Origin of the sequence: Nonomuraea sp. ATR24, assembly GCF_041950485.1 — a bacterium.
Classification (GTDB): Bacteria; Actinomycetota; Actinomycetes; order Streptosporangiales; family Streptosporangiaceae; genus Nonomuraea; species Nonomuraea ceibae.
The window spans coordinates 34533-49945 of record NZ_JBGNUU010000013.1; the positions used below are offsets into that span (position 1 = coordinate 34533).

General features: G+C 74.1%; 15 protein-coding genes. 6 read left to right on the plus strand and 9 right to left on the minus strand.

The window, feature by feature from the left end:
* Positions 1-40: 40 nt before the first annotated feature.
* A complete protein-coding gene (locus tag ACBI99_RS28370; RefSeq protein ID WP_375073912.1) occupies positions 41-3142 on the plus strand; it encodes a BTAD domain-containing putative transcriptional regulator in 3102 nt (1033 codons plus the stop codon).
* Between the two features lie 10 nt (positions 3143-3152).
* Here ACBI99_RS28370 and ACBI99_RS28375 read toward each other — a convergent pair whose 3' ends face one another.
* Positions 3153-4289, minus strand: a complete 1137-nt coding sequence (locus ACBI99_RS28375; protein WP_219505042.1) for a histidine kinase — start codon at positions 4287-4289, stop codon at positions 3153-3155.
* Positions 4290-4408: 119 nt separating this feature from the next.
* On the opposite strand from ACBI99_RS28375, the gene ACBI99_RS28380 reads away from it, so the two are divergent.
* Both ACBI99_RS28380 and ACBI99_RS28385 read left to right on the plus strand, forming a co-directional pair.
* Positions 4409-4603, plus strand: a complete 195-nt coding sequence (locus ACBI99_RS28380) for a hypothetical protein (protein WP_219505040.1) — start codon at positions 4409-4411, stop codon at positions 4601-4603.
* Positions 4600-5739, plus strand: a complete 1140-nt coding sequence (locus ACBI99_RS28385; RefSeq protein ID WP_375073913.1) for a cystathionine gamma-synthase — start codon at positions 4600-4602, stop codon at positions 5737-5739. The genes ACBI99_RS28380 and ACBI99_RS28385 overlap by 4 nt, the downstream gene beginning before the upstream one ends.
* On the opposite strand, the gene ACBI99_RS28390 is transcribed toward ACBI99_RS28385, so the two are convergent.
* Both ACBI99_RS28390 and ACBI99_RS28395 read right to left on the minus strand, forming a co-directional pair.
* Positions 5736-6170: a DUF2269 family protein gene (locus ACBI99_RS28390; protein WP_219505036.1), complete on the minus strand. Its 435-nt coding sequence runs from the start codon at positions 6168-6170 to the stop codon at positions 5736-5738. The two genes, ACBI99_RS28385 and ACBI99_RS28390, sit on opposite strands and share 4 nt — an antisense overlap.
* A 10-nt stretch (positions 6171-6180) precedes the next feature.
* Positions 6181-6306 carry a hypothetical protein gene (locus ACBI99_RS28395; protein ID WP_281426989.1) on the minus strand — a complete coding sequence of 42 codons (126 nt, stop codon included), beginning with the start codon at positions 6304-6306 and terminating at the stop codon, positions 6181-6183.
* A gap of 157 nt (positions 6307-6463) precedes the next feature.
* Here ACBI99_RS28395 and ACBI99_RS28400 point away from each other — a divergent pair, with 157 nt between their 5' ends.
* Positions 6464-6886 (plus strand): DUF6292 family protein, encoded by a 423-nt coding sequence (locus ACBI99_RS28400; protein WP_308125750.1) that lies wholly within the window; start codon positions 6464-6466, stop codon positions 6884-6886.
* Here ACBI99_RS28400 and ACBI99_RS28405 read toward each other — a convergent pair.
* The 3 genes from ACBI99_RS28405 to ACBI99_RS28415 all read right to left on the minus strand — a co-directional run bounded on the left by ACBI99_RS28405 (position 6883) and on the right by ACBI99_RS28415 (position 11127).
* Positions 6883-8856 carry a VWA domain-containing protein gene (locus tag ACBI99_RS28405; protein ID WP_375073914.1) on the minus strand — a complete coding sequence of 658 codons (1974 nt, stop codon included), beginning with the start codon at positions 8854-8856 and terminating at the stop codon, positions 6883-6885. The genes ACBI99_RS28400 and ACBI99_RS28405 overlap by 4 nt on opposite strands.
* A 27-nt stretch (positions 8857-8883) precedes the next feature.
* Positions 8884-9624, minus strand: coding sequence for a hypothetical protein (locus tag ACBI99_RS28410; protein ID WP_219505031.1), 741 nt, complete (start codon positions 9622-9624; stop codon positions 8884-8886).
* A gap of 63 nt (positions 9625-9687) precedes the next feature.
* Positions 9688-11127, minus strand: coding sequence for a sigma 54-interacting transcriptional regulator (locus tag ACBI99_RS28415; RefSeq protein WP_375073915.1), 1440 nt, complete (start codon positions 11125-11127; stop codon positions 9688-9690).
* Positions 11128-11249: 122 nt separating this feature from the next.
* On the opposite strand from ACBI99_RS28415, the gene ACBI99_RS28420 reads away from it, so the two are divergent.
* Positions 11250-12422, plus strand: a complete 1173-nt coding sequence (locus ACBI99_RS28420; protein ID WP_219505112.1) for an FIST N-terminal domain-containing protein — start codon at positions 11250-11252, stop codon at positions 12420-12422.
* A complete protein-coding gene (locus tag ACBI99_RS28425) occupies positions 12419-13357 on the plus strand; it encodes an ROK family protein (RefSeq protein WP_375073916.1) in 939 nt (312 codons plus the stop codon). Before ACBI99_RS28420 ends, ACBI99_RS28425 begins: the two co-directional genes overlap by 4 nt.
* Here the strand turns inward: ACBI99_RS28425 and ACBI99_RS28430 are convergent.
* The 3 genes from ACBI99_RS28430 to ACBI99_RS28440 are packed head-to-tail and all read right to left on the minus strand — an operon-like array spanning position 13354 to position 15400.
* Entirely contained in the window at positions 13354-14181 is an 828-nt protein-coding gene (locus tag ACBI99_RS28430) for a hypothetical protein (protein ID WP_375073917.1), read from the minus strand. The genes ACBI99_RS28425 and ACBI99_RS28430 overlap by 4 nt on opposite strands.
* Complete coding sequence (locus ACBI99_RS28435; protein ID WP_375073918.1) at positions 14178-15068, minus strand: hypothetical protein; 891 nt, start codon at positions 15066-15068, stop codon at positions 14178-14180. The genes ACBI99_RS28430 and ACBI99_RS28435 overlap by 4 nt, the downstream gene beginning before the upstream one ends.
* A complete protein-coding gene (locus tag ACBI99_RS28440) occupies positions 15065-15400 on the minus strand; it encodes a PadR family transcriptional regulator (RefSeq protein ID WP_219505021.1) in 336 nt (111 codons plus the stop codon). Before ACBI99_RS28440 ends, ACBI99_RS28435 begins: the two co-directional genes overlap by 4 nt.
* Positions 15401-15413 lie beyond the last annotated feature (13 nt).

A 15413-nucleotide genomic window follows, 5' to 3' on the forward strand; every position in this document is an offset into this window, starting at 1 on the left:
CTTCGGAATTCCTTCCGGTCCGCTACGGGTTGGCACTGACGTGGTGCGATTCGGGGTGCTCGGCCCGCTGGCCGTGTGGGACGACGACGGCGGTACGGTGCGCGTGCCCGAGGCCAAGGTCCGGGCGCTGCTCGCCGACCTGCTCGTCCACGGCGGCGCGCCCGTGCCGGTGGACCGGCTCGTCGACGACCTGTGGGGCGAACGGCCGCCGCGCAACCCCGCCGGCACCCTCCAGGCCCGGGTCTCCCAGCTCCGCCGCGCGCTCGGCGACCCCCGGCTCGTCGTGCACGGGCCCGCCGGCTACCGGCTCCCCGCCGCCGACGTCGACGCCGACCGCTTCCGCGAGCTGTGCCTGCGGCAGGCCGCCGGGGCCGAGGAGCGCGCCGCGCAGCTCGACGAGGCGCTGAGCCTGTGGCGGGGGGCCGCGTACGCCGACTTCGCCGACGACGGGTTCGCCCAGGCGGAGATCGCCCGCCTGGAGGAGCTGCGCCTCACGGCGCTGGAGGAGCAGGCGGAGGTACGGCTCGCGCTCGGGGCACGCGTCGACCTGGGCGGGCTCGTCGCCGCGCACCCGTTGCGCGAACGGCTCGTCGCCGCCCACATGCGCAGCCTCTACCGGGGCGGGCGGCAGGGCGAGGCGCTGGCCGCGTTCACCGCGCTGCGCGAACGCCTGGCCGACGAGCTCGGCGTGGACCCCTCACCCGCTCTCTCGGCCCTCTACCAGGCCGTACTCCGCCAGGACCCCGCCCTCCCCTCCGAAGCCGACGGCACGGCCCGCACGGCCCCGCCCACGGGACGCGGGCCGGCCGCGCGCGAACCGGGCCCCGCCGCCGGACCGCCCGGGCGGGGGAACCTGCCCGCTCCGGTGGGGGACCTGATCGGGCGGGACGCGGAGGTGGCCGAGGTCGCCGGGCTGCTGGCCGCCCACCGGCTGGTGACGCTGACCGGGCCCGGCGGGGTGGGGAAGACGCGCCTCGCCCTGGAGACCGCCCGGGGCGTACGGCCGCCGACGGCCGGGGAGGCATGGCTGGTGGAGCTGGCCGGGGCCGCCGACGTGGGCGAGGCGCTGGCCGCCACGCTGGGCGTGCGCGACGACGGCGCGGCCGGGCTGGTGGAACGGCTGGCCGGGGCGCTGGCGGGCAAGGACGCCCTGCTGGTGGCGGACAACTGCGAGCACCTGGTCGAGCAGGCCGCCGAGGTGGTGTCCGCGCTGCTGCGGGCCGCGCCTGGGCTGCGCGTGCTGGCCACGGCCCAGGAGCCGCTCGGCGTCACCGGCGAGGTCGTCCGCGTCGTACAGCCGCTCACCGAGGCGGCGGCGGTGCGCCTGTTCACGGCGCGGGCCGGGATCGAGGCCGGGCCCGCCGTCGCCACGATCTGCCGGCGGCTCGACGGCATCCCGCTCGCCCTGGAGCTGGCCGCCACGCGGGTGCGGGCGCTCGGCGTGGAGGAGGTGGCCCACCGGCTGGACGACCGGTTCCGGGTGCTGACCGCCGGCATGCGGGACGCGCCCGCCCGGCAGCGGACCCTGCGGGCGACCCTCGACTGGAGCTGGGAGCTGCTGCCCGAGCACGAGCGGATCGTGCTGCGCCGGCTGGCCGCGCACGCCGACGGGTGCACGCTGGAGGCGGCCGAGGAGGTGTGCGCGGAGCCGGGCGTGGACGTGCTCGACGCGCTCGCCCGGCTGGTCGACCGGTCGCTCGTCACGCCGGGGCCGCGCTACGGGCTGCTGGAGTCCGTGGCCGCCTACTGCGCCGAGCGGCTGCGGGAGGCCGGGGAGCAGGAGACGATCCGCGAGCGGCACGCGCGCTACTACACGGCCCTCGCCGAACGGGCCGAGCTGCGGGGGAGCCGCCAGCGCGAATGGCTGGACCGGCTCGACCGGGAGGCGGCCAACTTCCGGCTCGCGCTCGCCGGGCCGCGGCCGTTGCGGCTGGTCAACGCGCTGGCCTGGTACTGGTTCCTGCGCGGCAGGCTCGGCGAGGCACGCAGGTCCATCGCCGCCGCGCTGGCCGCCACGCCGCCCGGCGCCGGGCCGGAGCAGGAACGTGAGGCGGCCGTGGCGTCCGTGTGGCTGGCCGGGATGACGCTGGCCATCGGGGAGTCGGCGCCCGCCATCCGCCGCGACGGGCTCGACCGGGCGGGGCGGGCGCTGGCCGACTGGCTCCCGGCACAGGTGCGCTGGGCGTACGGCGACCAGCGGGCGCACGAGGAGGCCGTGGAGCGGGCGCTGCGCGCGTTCGAGGAGCTCGGCGACCGCTGGGGCGTCGCGGCGGCGCTCCAGCTACGGGCCAAGCTCGCGGCCGTGCGCTCCGACCTGGACGCGATGCGGCGCGACGGCGAGCGCAGCCTGGCGATCTTCCGCGAGCTGGGCGACGGGTGGGGGCGCATCGAGGCTATGGACGCGCTCGACCGGCTGGCCGAGATGCGCGGCGACTACGCCGAGGCCGCCCGGCTGCGGGAGGAGGCGCTGGAGCTGGCCGAGGAGCTCGGGTTCGAGGTGGCGTTCCGGCTGTCGGCGGTGGGCCGGGTGGCGCTGCTGGAGGGCGACTACGCGCGGGCCGACGACTACCACGAGCGGGCCCGCAGGCTGGCCGTGGAGCAGTCGTACAAGTCGGCCGAGGAGCACGCCGTGCTCGGGCTGGCCATGAGCGCCCGGCGGCGCGGACGCCACGCGGAGGCCGAGGCGCTGCTGCTGCCCTGGCTCGGCTGGCTGGAGGAGGTGCGCGGGACGCCGGGGATCGCGTTCGTGCTGGCGGAGCTGGGGTTCGCCGCCGAGCAGCGCGGCGACGCGGAGACGGCGGCGGCCCGGCAGCGGGCGGGCCACGCGGCGGCGCGGGCGTCGGGCGACCCGCGGGCGGTCGCGCTGGCGCTCGAAGGGCTGGCCGGGGCCGAGGCCCTGGCGGGCGACGCCGTACGAGCCGCCGAGCTGCTCGGCGAGGCCGCGGCCCTCAGGCGGTCGGTCGGCACGCCGCTGGCCGCGGGGGAGCGCTTCGACGTCGACCGCATCACCGCCACGGCCCGGGCCGCCCTGGGCGACGACCGCTTCCGCCAGGCACACGCCACCGGAGCCACCCGCGCCCCGCGTGCCGCGCCAGGCACCCCACCGCCCAGCGCAGCGGACGGCGTCTCCGGCACGGCGTGAGGCCCGGGGCTCAGGTGGGGAACTCGGCCAGGACTTCCCAGGCGCCCTGGGGGGTGGGGCCGGCGCGGAGGCGGCCGCCGAGGGCCTCGACGCGCTCGGCCATGCCGACCAGCCCGAAGCCGCCGCCCAGCCGGGCCACGCGGGGGTCGGCGGCGGAGCCGTAGTTGCGCACCCGCAGCACCACGGCGGCCTCGTACCGCTTGAGCGACGCCTCGATCCACCGCGTGTGCGGCGCGTGCTTGCGGACGTTGGTGAGCGCCTCCAGCAGCACCCGGTGCAGCGTCGTGATCACCTCGGGCGCCAGCGTGCCGTCGCCGAGCCCGGGCCCGATCTCGAAGGCGACCTTCGGCCCCTCCGCCGAGAACCGCTCGGTGAGCAGCCGCAGGTCGCCCAGCGAGGTGCCGGGGGTGCGCGAGGCCTCCTCGGCGCGCAGGACCGTGACCATGCGGCGCATCGAGGTGAGCGCCTCGCTGCCGGCGGATGCGATGGCGTCGAGGGCGGGCACGACGGCGTCCGGGCTGGTCTGCGCGACGGTGCGGGCGGCCTGGGCCTGCACGACGATGCCGGTGATGTGGTGGGCGACCAGGTCGTGCAGCTCCCGGGCGAGCTCCAGCCGTTCGGCGCGGCGTACGGAGTGGACGGCCTCGTTGCGGCGTTCCTGCTGGAAGCGCAGGTAGCCGCCGGCCCCCGCGACCGTCGACCAGCCGACGAACAGCATGAAGGAGAAGACGAACGCCTCGTTGCCCCCGGAGCGCCAGATCGTCTCGGCCATCAGGACGACCAGTCCGGCGCAGGCGAGGATGGCGGCGTTGCGCACGGGTTCGACGTGGCGGAGCACGCCGATGATCAGGATGAGCATCGCGCCGGTCTCGGCGGTGCCGGGCACGCCCTGGACGCCGTCGAGCGAGAGGATCAGCGAGGACAGGAACGACAGGCCGAGCAGGGCGGCGTAGGACTCGATGCGGTAGCGGCGGCGCAGCACCACGGCGGTGATGCCGGCGACGCCGCACAGCACCGCGAGGAACTGCAGCCCGCCCGCGCCGACGGCGATGACCAGGTCGAGCATGAGCATCATGCCCAGCCAGCCGAGCATCGCGATCTCGCTCAGCCGGCGGATCCAGTAGACGGCGCGTTTGGATTCCCCCACGGCCTTGAGCCTAAGCCGCAAGTCGGACAGCTCGTATCGACCGATCGGCCGACCCCAGGGCCGAGGGACCGGCCCTTCAGCCGAGGTGGCGGCGGGGGCGCGCGGCGCAGCATGGAGGCATGGTCTTCATCGGATTCGTACTGCTGGGTGTGGGGCTGGTCATCGGGGTGCTGCTGGCGCTGTCGGACCCGGTCCTGCTGTCGCGCATCAACGGCGAGGAAGCCCAGGGGCAGAGCGGCAGGCACATCCACGTCGCCCCACCCCAGGAGCGGGAGGAGGAACGGCGCGCCGCGTCCGTTACCGTGGCCGTATGACCAACGGTTTCGAAACCCTGGCGATCCACGCAGGTCAGGAGCCTGACCCCGTGACCGGCGCCGTGGTGCCCCCGATATACGCCACGTCCACCTACAAGCAGGACGGCGTGGGCGGCCTGCGCTCCGGCTACGAGTACAGCAGGTCGGCCAACCCGACCAGGACCGCCCTGGAAGAGGCGCTGGCCGCCGTGGAGGGCGGGGCGCGCGGGCTGGCGTTCGCCTCCGGGCTGGCCGCCGAGGACACGCTGCTGCGCGCTGTGTGCAAGCCCCAGGATCACGTGATCATCCCCAACGACGCCTACGGCGGCACCTATCGGCTGTTCGCCAAGGTGAACGAGCGCTGGGACCTGCACTACGACCCGGTCCCGCTGGGCGACCTCGACGCGGTGGCCGCGGCGATGACGCAGAAGACGCGGGTCGTGTGGGTCGAGACGCCGACCAACCCGCTGCTCGGCATCGCCGACATCGCCGCGCTCGCCCAGCTCGCCCACGACAACGGCTCGCTCCTGGTCGTCGACAACACCTTCGCCTCGCCGTACCTCCAGCAGCCGCTCTCGCTGGGCGCGGACGTGGTCGTGCACTCGACGACCAAGTACGTGGGCGGCCACTCCGACGTCGTCGGCGGTGCGCTGATCGCCCGCGACCGGGGGCTCGGCGACGAGCTCGCCTACCACCAGAACGCGATGGGGGCGGTGGCCGGGCCGTTCGACGCCTGGCTGACGCTGCGCGGGCTCAAGACGCTGGGCGTGCGTATGGACCGCCACTGCGACAACGCCGAGCGGGTCGTCGACCTGCTGCTCGCGCACCCGCGCGTGACGCAGGTGCTCTATCCGGGGCTGGGCGAGCACCCCGGCCACGAGGTCGCCGCCAAGCAGATGAAGCGGTTCGGCGGCATGGTGTCGTTCCGGGTGGCGGGCGGTGAGGAGGAGGCCGTCGCGATCTGCGACCGGACCGAGCTGTTCACGCTCGGCGAGTCGCTGGGCGGCGTGGAGTCGCTCATCGAGCACCCGGGCCGGATGACGCACGCCTCGGCGGCGGGCTCGCCCCTGGAGGTGCCCGGCGACCTGGTGCGCCTGTCGGTCGGCATCGAGACGATCGACGACCTGCTCGCCGACCTGACGCGGGCGCTCGGCTAGCTGCCCGGCACGACCATCAGGAAGAGGATCACCAGCCAGATCACGGTCAGCAGGCCGCTGATGGCGGCGATCCGGCCGACCTGCACCTTCGCGTCGTCGTCCGCGGCCTCGCTCTCCAGGGCCTGGACGGCGCCGCGCAGGTCGCGGTCGACGATGACGAGCAGCACGATGGCGACGATGAACAGCGTCATCGACGCCGTCATGTACCAGGCGCCGAGCAGCCCGCCGCCCATCACCACGCCGAGCACGATGCCGAAGACCAGCACGCCCAGCGAGCCGACGCTGTAGATCCTGGTCATGCGCTGGATGGTGCGGACGACGGGCACGTTCTTCGTACGGATCGCGCGCGGCGCGGCGTGGGTGGCGGCGGTGATCGGCCCGATCGTGAAGATCGCGAAACCGATGTGCAGCCACAGAAGCAGGTCCGTCATGCGGAAGAGACTAGTCGCCGACGATCTCGGTGGGGGACTCGACACTCTCTTTGCCGTCAGGGGAGCCGAGCATGATGAGCTCGGTGACGGCGATGGTGACGACCATCACCAGGATCAGGACAATCATGGCGAGCATGGGACACCCCTCCTTTCCCCCCTGCCGGATGTGAATCCGCCGGACGTAAATATCGTCCGTAATGACTAGACGGCTTGGCAACGGAATAAGTTCGCCCCGGGTAAGGTGGATGGCCGCTGGTCTTTCCTTACCGTTTGGGCACAAGGGGGTGCCGTCCGTGGCCATCAAGCACGTCGAGCCGTATTCCGACGAGTGGCTGCAGCAGCCGGTCTGCTACGTGCGCCGGGTCGTCGGGCTGCTCGGCGCCGAGGCCGACGGCTGGTGGGAGGGCCCGTGCGAGCCGCGTGAGGCGACCGTCAGGCTCGCCGACGGCGCCGCGCTGGTGTGGGACGAGGAGAGCGGCTGGCGGCTGGGCCGCTTCGTCTCCGGCGCCCCGGGTCAGCACACGGAGCTGTCCGGCGTCCGCTATCTCGGCGGCGGGCTGCTGCCCCGGCCGGAGCGGGTGCCCGCGGCGCTCGCGGACGCCCGCGCCGGGGTGGGCGCGAGCAGCGCCTGGCGGCCCTGCTACCGCTCGCACCGCAACTGCCGTGACGGGTTCGACGTCGCGCTCGACTTCTACGCGCGGCTCGTCGAGGCCTAACGCGCCCGTCGCACCCGCAGGAAGTCGCTCACCACGTACTCGCCGAGCCGGTCGGCGCTGGGCGAGAAGACGCGCCCGCCGTTGCGCCGCGCCACCTCGTCGACGAACTCCTTGAGCCGGTCGTCCCCGGCCAGCATGAAGACGTTGATCGTGGCCCGGCGCCTGGTCATCTTGTCGACCTCGGCCAGCGTGAGCTCCAGCGTCTCCGGCGAGGGCGGCCACTCGAACGCCGAGCGGCCGTTGCGCAGCAGGTGCGCGGTCGGCTCGCCGTCGGTGACGACGAGCACGACGGGCTCGAAGTCGGGGTGGCGGTCGAGGTGCCGCCCGGCGATCAGCAGCGCGTGGTGCAGGTTGGTGCCCTGGACCATGTCCCAGTCGAGCCCGGCCAGCTCGTCGGGCTGCAGCACCCGGGCGTAGTTGGAGAAGCCGATGATCTGCACGGCGTCCTGCGGGAACTTGGAGGCGACCAGGGCCTGCAGGGCGAGCGCGGTCTGCTTGGCGGCGGCCCAGGTGCCGCGCAGGGCCATCGAGTAGGACAGGTCGACGAGCAGGCAGACGGCGGCGGCGCTGCGCCGCTCGGTCTCGGCCACCTCGAAGTCGTCCACGGACAGCTTCACCGCCGTACGCCCCCCGCCTGCCGGGTCCGTACGCAGGCCGCCGGCGCGGACGGCGTTGACCAGGGTGCGGACGACGTCGACGGGCTGCTCGTCGCCGAAGCGCCACGGCCGGGACGACCCGGTGAGCTCGCCCGCCGAGCCCGCGTCGTGCTGGTCGTGGTCGCCGCGGCGGCCGGCGTCGAGCGAGGAGAAGACGCGGCGCAGCGCGGTCTCGCCGAGCCGCCGCACCGCCTTGGGCGTGAGCTCCAGCTTGCCGCGGCGGCGCAGCAGGTAGCCCTGCTCCTCCAGCTCCCGTTCGATGCGCTTGAGCGCTTCGAGATCGTCGACCGCCGAGCGGCCGAGGGCGCGGCGCACGGCGGCCTCGTCGATGTCGTCGAGCCGGGCCCCGGGGTAGTCCTGGCGCAGCGCGCTCTCCAGCCCGCTGAGGTCGGCCAGCTCCTCCAGGGCGGTGACGGCGTCGCCCATGCCCAGGGGCTCCTCGCCGGTCAGCCGTTCGGTGGCGTCCCAGGCGAGGTCGGGGCGGCGCGCGTACAGGGCCTCGCCGAGCCGCCGCATCTGGTCGGCGAGCCCGGCCTGGTCGAGGGTCTGGCTCATGAGGTTGCCGAGTTCCTCGCGCTGGCGCGGGGTCATCGAGGCGAGCATGCGCTGGGTGGCGGCGGCCCGCCGGGCGAGGATGTCGACGAGCTCGTCGAGGTTGCGCGGCTTCTCCGGAAAGAGGTCACCATATTTCGCCATGAAGGAGTCGAAATCCGCCTGCGTGTGCTCGCCACGGGCGTCCTTCTCCAGCATGTCGTTCAGGTCGGCCATCATCCGGCGGACCCGTTCCATCGCCGCCGGGTCGGGGTTCGCCAGCGCCTCGCGCAGCCCCCTGAACTGGGCGTCCAGCACCTCGCGCCGCAGCAGGTCGCGCAGCTCCTCGAAGGTCTGCCTGGCGGCCTCCGAGCGCCACCGGTAGGTGCTCAGCTCCTGGATGGCCCCGGCCGTGTCGTCCGGCAGCGCGTCGAGCTCGGCCTCGCGCAGCCGGGCGTCGTCGGCCGGGTCGGGGAACAGCTCGGCGCGCTCCTGCCCGATGGCCTTGTCCAGCAGCGCCCTGGCCTTCTCCAGCGTGCCGTCGAGCCTGCCGCTCTCACGAAGGTCGCGGCGGCGCCGCCGGACCTCCCTGAGCATGTCGTCCAGGCCGCGCCGGTCCTGGGCGCCCGGCAGGCCGCGCTTGAGCAGGTCGCGCAGGGCGTGGACGGGCGTGGAGCCGGACAGGATGGCGTCGCCCATCTCGTCGAGTGCCGCGCGCACGTCGTACGGCGGGGCCAGGGGGTCGGGGCCATCGTGGTACTCGCCATAGCGGTAGGCCGTCACGCACCCACGCTAACCCGAGATGCCCTGCTATGCGTCGCCGAACACCTCCCACACCTGGAACACCTGGCCGCTGCGCGGCTGATAGTCGATCTGGACCAGCACCGGGTGGCGCAGCTTCTTCAGCGCGGCGGTGAAGTCACCCGCGCCGCAGTGCTTGGTGCCCAGGCCGTCGCGGTCGGCGTTGACCGGCCTGCCGGTTAGCCAGCCCGCGCCGCACCGGGAGGTGACGCGGCTGAAGGCGAGCGCGTGCGTGTAGCCGAGCTTGACGGTCGTGCCGCCCCTGGTGAACAGCAGCGTCCGGTCGCCGGCCCGCTTGACCGTGCCGCGCACGACGCTGAGCTTCGACGGGTACGGCAGGAACTCGGTGACCTTGACCGCCTGGCCGCCGGTGTGGTGGACGCGTACCGCGACGGGGCCGGACGCGAGGCTGTCGGACAGGTCGGCGGCCCCGCACCGGGTCCGGCCGAAGTTCTTGGCGTCGAGCGCGACCCGGCCCTCGGTCTCCTTCAGGCCGCAGGCGACCGCGACGCGCAGGTAGGCGGCCTTGGTGTAGCCGAGGCGCAGCTCCTTGGCCCCCCGGATGGCCTTGAGCCGGTAGCTCTTGCGGACGGCCGTGGCCGACTGCGGCAGGATGCGCAAGTGGCCGGCGCCGTCGGACCAGGCGTAGCCGTACACGACCTGAGGAGAGGTCTCCGCCGAGGCGGGGATGGCGTAGGCGCTCAGGGCGCACAGGGCGAGGGCGGTGGTGGCGCTGGCGAGCAGTCGCATGGGCGGTTCCCCCCGGACGAAACGGTCAGTCGTCCATTACGACGTGCGGAACCGCCCGAATGTTCACGTCCGGTAGACGGCGACTCCGTCGAGGTCGTCCTTCGACAGCCGGCGCATGAGGTAGAGGCCCTCCATCGCGAACTCCAGCGCCGCCGCCGCGTGCCCGGGGGACTCGTCGCCGGCTCCCATGCCGAGCTTCGACATGATCTTGGCCAGGCCGTCGACGGGGCCGATGCGGCGCAGCAGCTCGCCGGCGGCGACCAGCTCGCCCGACTCCACCTGGGCGCCCTCGGCGAACTTGTCGGTCAGCGGCGACAGGTCCATCGCGCCCAGCCGGGTGCGGAACGTCTCGGCCGTGGCGCGGCGCAGCAGGTGGGCCAGGATCTCGGTCTCCCTGCCCTCCTCGCTGACCTCGAACTCCACCTTGCCGCGCAGGCTGTGGACGACCGGCGCCAGGTCGCACACCCGGGTCACGGCCTGGTCCTCGCCGGTGATCGCGGCCCTGCGCACGGCCGAGGCCGCGGCGGTCTCGGCGGCGGCGATCGAGAAGCGCGCCGACACGCCGGAGCGGGCGTCGACGGCCGTGGACTCGCGGACCAGCCGGGTGAAGCGGGCGATCACCTCGACGAGGTGCTCCGGGACGTCGGCGCCGATGTCCGGCACGGACTCCTGCCGGATCAGCGTCAGCTCGTCCTCGATCGTGAGCGGGTAGTGGGTGCGGATCTCGGCGCCGAAGCGGTCCTTCAGCGGGGTGATGATCCGGCCCCTGTTGGTGTAGTCCTCGGGGTTGGCGCTGGCGATGAGCAGGATGTCGAGCGGCAGCCGCAGGTTGTAGCCGCGGACCTGGATGTCGCGCTCCTCCAGCACGTTGAGCAGCGACACCTGGATGCGCTCGGCCAGGTCGGGCAGCTCGTTGACGGAGAAGACGCCCCGGTTGGTGCGCGGGACCAGGCCGTAGTGCACGGTCTCGGGGTCGCCCAGCCTGCGCCCCTCGGCGATCTTGATCGGGTCGATGTCGCCGATCAGGTCGCCGACGGAGGTGTCGGGGGTGGCGAGCTTCTCGCCGTAGCGCTCGTCGCGGTGCTTCCACGCCACCGGCAGCTCGTCGCCCAGCTCGGCCGCGAGGGCCCGGCAGCGTCCGCAGGCGGGCGCGTACGGGTGGTCGTTGATCTCGCAGCCCTCGACCACCGGGGTCCACTCGTCGAGCAGGCCGGTGACCGTGCGGATGAGCCGGGTCTTGCCCTGGCCGCGCTCACCGAGCAGGACCAGGTCGTGCCCGGCGAGCAGGGCGCGTTCGAGATGGGGCAGGACGGAGTCGTCGAAGCCCACGATGCCGGGAAAACGGGGCTCGCCCGCTCTGAGCTTGACCAGCAGGTTTTCGCGGACCTCGGCTTTGACGGTGCGATGAACGTGGCCGCTCTCTCGCAACTCGCGGAGGATACGAGGCTGATGCACGGGATCGACCCTACGTCCCCGGCGCGCGAAGTGGCAGGGGTTTCGCATCTGGCGGAGATTTCGGATCTTGACCATTGCGTGGCGGTTCGTGTGCGTGCTTGTCCCTTTAGTGGGGAGAATCGGGCCTAGGGAACTTGGACCTGCCGAGGGAGGCGAGAGGCGTGGCAGTCATGACGAGCCGCTTCGCCGACGGCCTCGCCGTGGATTCCGACCTGGTCGAAGCCGCGGAGAGGGCTGTCGGCCAGGCCCTGGCGAGGCTCAGCGGTCAGGCCGACCTGGTCTGCTTCTTCATCTGCGGCGACGATCCCGAGGACGTCGCCAGGGCGGGGGAGCGGGCGATGCGGATGGCCCCCGAGGCGCACGTGATCGGTTGCAGCGCCACCGGCGTGATCGGCGACGGGCAGGGCGTGGAGCTGACGCCCGCCGTGAGCGCGTGGGCGGCCACCCTCGACGGGGCCGAGCTGACCACGTTCGCGCTGGAGACGCTCACGGCCGAGGACAGGTTCGTGGTGGTCGGGCTGCCCGAGCGGACGGCCGACGACCACGTGGCGATCCTGCTCGCCGACCCGTACTCCTTCCCCACCGACGCGTTCGTCGAGCGCTCGTCGGAGGTGCTGGGCGACCTGCCGCTGGTCGGCGGGCTGGCCAACGGCCTCCAGGGCAGGGGATCGGTACGCCTGTTCGCCGACGGCGAGGTCTACACCGAGGGCGCCATCGGCGTGCTCATCAGCGGCGCCATCCGGGTGAGCACCGTGGTCAGCCAGGGCTGCCGCCCGATCGGGCCGAGCATGGTCGTCACCCGCTGCGAGGAGAACCTGCTGCTGGAGCTCGCCGGCCAGCCCGCCCTGTCCCGACTGGAGGACATCGTCAGCGACCTGGACGAGGACGACCGCGAACTGGTCGCCGCCGGGCTGCAGATCGGCCTCGCCATGGACGAGTACGCCGAACGGCACGAACGCGGCGACTTCCTCATCAGAGGCGTGATCGGCATCGACCCGGAGCGGGAGGCCGTGGCCATCGGCGACATCGTGGACATCGGGCGGACCGTCCGCTTCCAGGTGCGCGACGCCGCCACCGCCGACGAGGACCTGTACGACGTCCTCGACGCGCACCGGGAAGAGCTCGGCCGCGTCGACGGGGCGCTGCTGTTCTCCTGCAACGGGCGCGGATCGGCGATGTTCGGCACTGCCGACCACGACCCCGTCGCGCTGCGCGACACGCTCGGGCCGATCGGCGTGGCGGGCTTCTTCGCCGCCGGCGAGGTCGGCCCGGTCGCCGGCCACAACCACGTCCACGGCTTCACCGCCTCCGTGCTGGTCTTCTCCTCGGCGAGCGGCGGGTGATCCTCGCCCTCGACATCGGCGGCACCAAGATGGCCGCCGCACACGTGGACCACGACGGCGCCGTGCTGCGCACCCTCCGCGCGGCCACCCCGCAGGACGCCGACGCCGAGACCCTGTGGAAGACCCTCGCCGGCCTCGTCGAACCGCTCGCCGCCGGCGTGACCGGCGTCGGCATCGGCTGCGGCGGCCCGATGACCTGGCCCTCGGGCGAGGTCTCACCGCTCAACATCCCCGGCTGGCGCGACTTCCCGCTGCGCGCCCGGCTTTCCGGCCGCTTCCCCGGCCTTCCCGTACGCATCCACAACGACGCCGTCTGCGTGGCCCTGGCCGAACACTGGCGAGGCGCCGGCCGGGGCGTCGCCGACATGCTCGGCATGGTGGTGTCCACCGGCGTGGGCGGCGGTCTGATCCTCGGCGGCAGGCTCATCGACGGCGGCACCGGCAACGCCGGGCACATCGGCCACATCGTGGTCGAACCCGACGGCGGCCCGCCCTGCGGATGCGGCGGCCACGGCTGCCTGGAGGCCGTCGCGCGCGGCCCCGCCCTCACCGAGTGGGCGCTGGCCCGCGGCTGGACGCCCGGCACCGCCTCCGCGGGCCACGGCCTCTACCGGGAGGACCGCGCGGTGACCGGCCGGGCGCTGGCCGCCGACGCCCTGGCCGGGGACGAGGTGGCGCTCGCGGCGATGCGCCGGGCCGGGCGGGCGCTCGGCATCGCCATCGCCTCCGCCACCCACCTGTGCGACCTGGACCTGGTCACCATCGGCGGCGGGCTGTCCCAGGCGGGCGAGCCGCTGTTCGGGCCGCTGGAGGAGGCGCTGCGCGAGCACGCCAGGATGGCCTTCGCCCGCCGCCTGCGCGTCCTGCCCGCGGCGCTCGGCCAGGAGGCCGGGCTGGTGGGGGCGGCGGCCCTGGTGCTGACGGAGGAGCGCTAGGAGCCCAGGCCCCACTCGTCCCGGAGCCGGTCCGTGGCGACCCGGTGCCGGGGGTGGTAGGCGGGGAAGAACTCCTTGCCGCATTCGAGGTCGTCGAGCGCCGAGCTGATCTCCTCGCGCAGGTGGGGCATGGCCTCCTCGCGAGTGAGCGTGGGCATGACCTCCATGCCGGGCTCGGCGCCGGGGTTCTGCTCCCGGCCCAGTGCCGACAGCTTGGCCCGGAAGCGCTCCTCCTCCAGGTGGCTGATCTGGCTCGGCTTCTCCGTGGACACCGGGTATCCCTTCGCGCGCAGGCAGGCCGCGTAGTCGCGCGCCAGGGCCACGAGGCGGGGGTCGCTGTCGAACTCGCGCTCGTCGAGGGCCCGGTGCGCCGCCCCGTGCAGCCGGTGGAGGTCGTCGACGGCGGTGACGTCCCTGCCGAGCACGGCCTTGACCGCGCGGGTGAAGCACTCCTGGTCGGCCTGGTGGTAGGCCGTCTGCTGGCTGGCGGACAGGGCGGAGATGTAGCGGTCGTTGGGGAAGGAGGGGTGCAGGTCCACACCCCCGGCCTCCTGCGTGGTGCGGTGGACGTAGCCGGAGAAGACGCCGTGGCCGTACCTCTCCCGGTGCCGCCGCATCGACGCGTAGTGGCCGTCGGCGCGCCGCAGGGCTTCGGGCGTCAGCGTGCGGTCCGGCACCCACATCTCGTACTTGAAGCCGCGCTCGGCCATGCAGGCGGCCTTCAGGCTCTCCCAGCGCCACCGCTTGCCGGTGCCGCCGGCCTCGGCGCTGGAGACCGTACAGCCGGCCAGGGCGAGGAGCACGACGAGCGCGAGGGCCCTCACAGGACGAGCCTTCGCCGCGCGGTCGCCGGGGCGACCGCCGAGGCCGCGGTGAGGACGGCCAGCAGCGCCCAGTGGGCGATCTCCTGGCGGGAGGCCAGGGACAGGTGCTCGCCGAGCACCGCCGTGGCCGGCAGCAGGTAGACGGCGGCGGCGATCGCCCAGCGGCCGTCGCGCGTCAGGCGGCCCGCGTAGACGGCGGTCACCAGCAGCGCCGCCTCCAGGACGACCCGGACGACGGTCTGCGCGCTCGGGCTCGCCAGGTCGTCCCAGCCGGGGTCCAGCCCGGCGGCCACCGGCAGGACGGCCGGCCACCACCACGACCGCGGCCGTGGCCGTTCGCCTCGTGCGGCCAGCACGAGCAGCCCCAGCACCACCAGCGCGCCGGAGGTGGCCGTGGCGACCGGCCCGGCGTTGCCGTACAGGGCGGGGCCGTCCGCCCACGGGCCGCCCGGGAAGACCGGCAGGAGCGTGCGGTCGAGCCAGGGCTGCCCGAGCGTGACCGCCACGGCCTTGCTGCCGGTGAGCATCATGACCGGCAGCGCGAGCCCGACGCGGCCGCGCAGGACGGCGAGGAAGCCGAGCGCCGCCAGCGCCGTCCACAGGCCGGTCTCGGCCGTGTACGGGATCAGCGCGGCCAGGTTGACCAGCGACAGCGCCAGCACGCCGAGATGCAGGCCGTCGGCCCAGGCCGGGCCGGCGGCCGACTCGGTGAGCCGGGCGCGCATCCCGCCCAGCAGCAGGGCGCCCGCCTCGCGCGCCGGCGGGCGGGCCCGGCCGGGTCCGGCGGCGTCGAGGAGGACGTCGAGCAGCTCGTCGCCGTGGTCGGAGCGGTAGCCGGAGGGGTAGGCCCGCAGGAGTAACCGGTAGTGCCGCTCCAGCGGGCTCATCCCGCCGTCGCCCCCAGGTGCCGCCGGGTCACCACGGCGGCGGCCTGCTGCATGCGCCGGGCCTCGGCCTGGACCAGGCCGGTGCCGTCGTCGGTGATGCGGAAGTAGCGGCGCTTGCGGCCGTTGACGATCTCCTCGCGCTCGACCTCGATGACGCCGTTGGCCGCGAGCCGGTCGAGCGCGCCGTAGAGGGTGCCGACCGCCAGCGTGATCCGGCCGTCGGACAGCTCCACCACCCGCTTGAGAATCGCGTGCCCGTGGAGCGGCCCGTCGAGGAGCGAGGCGAGCACGAAGTAAGCCTGCTCGCTCAGGCCCGTCGATCCCTTCGGCATGCGGGCACCATAC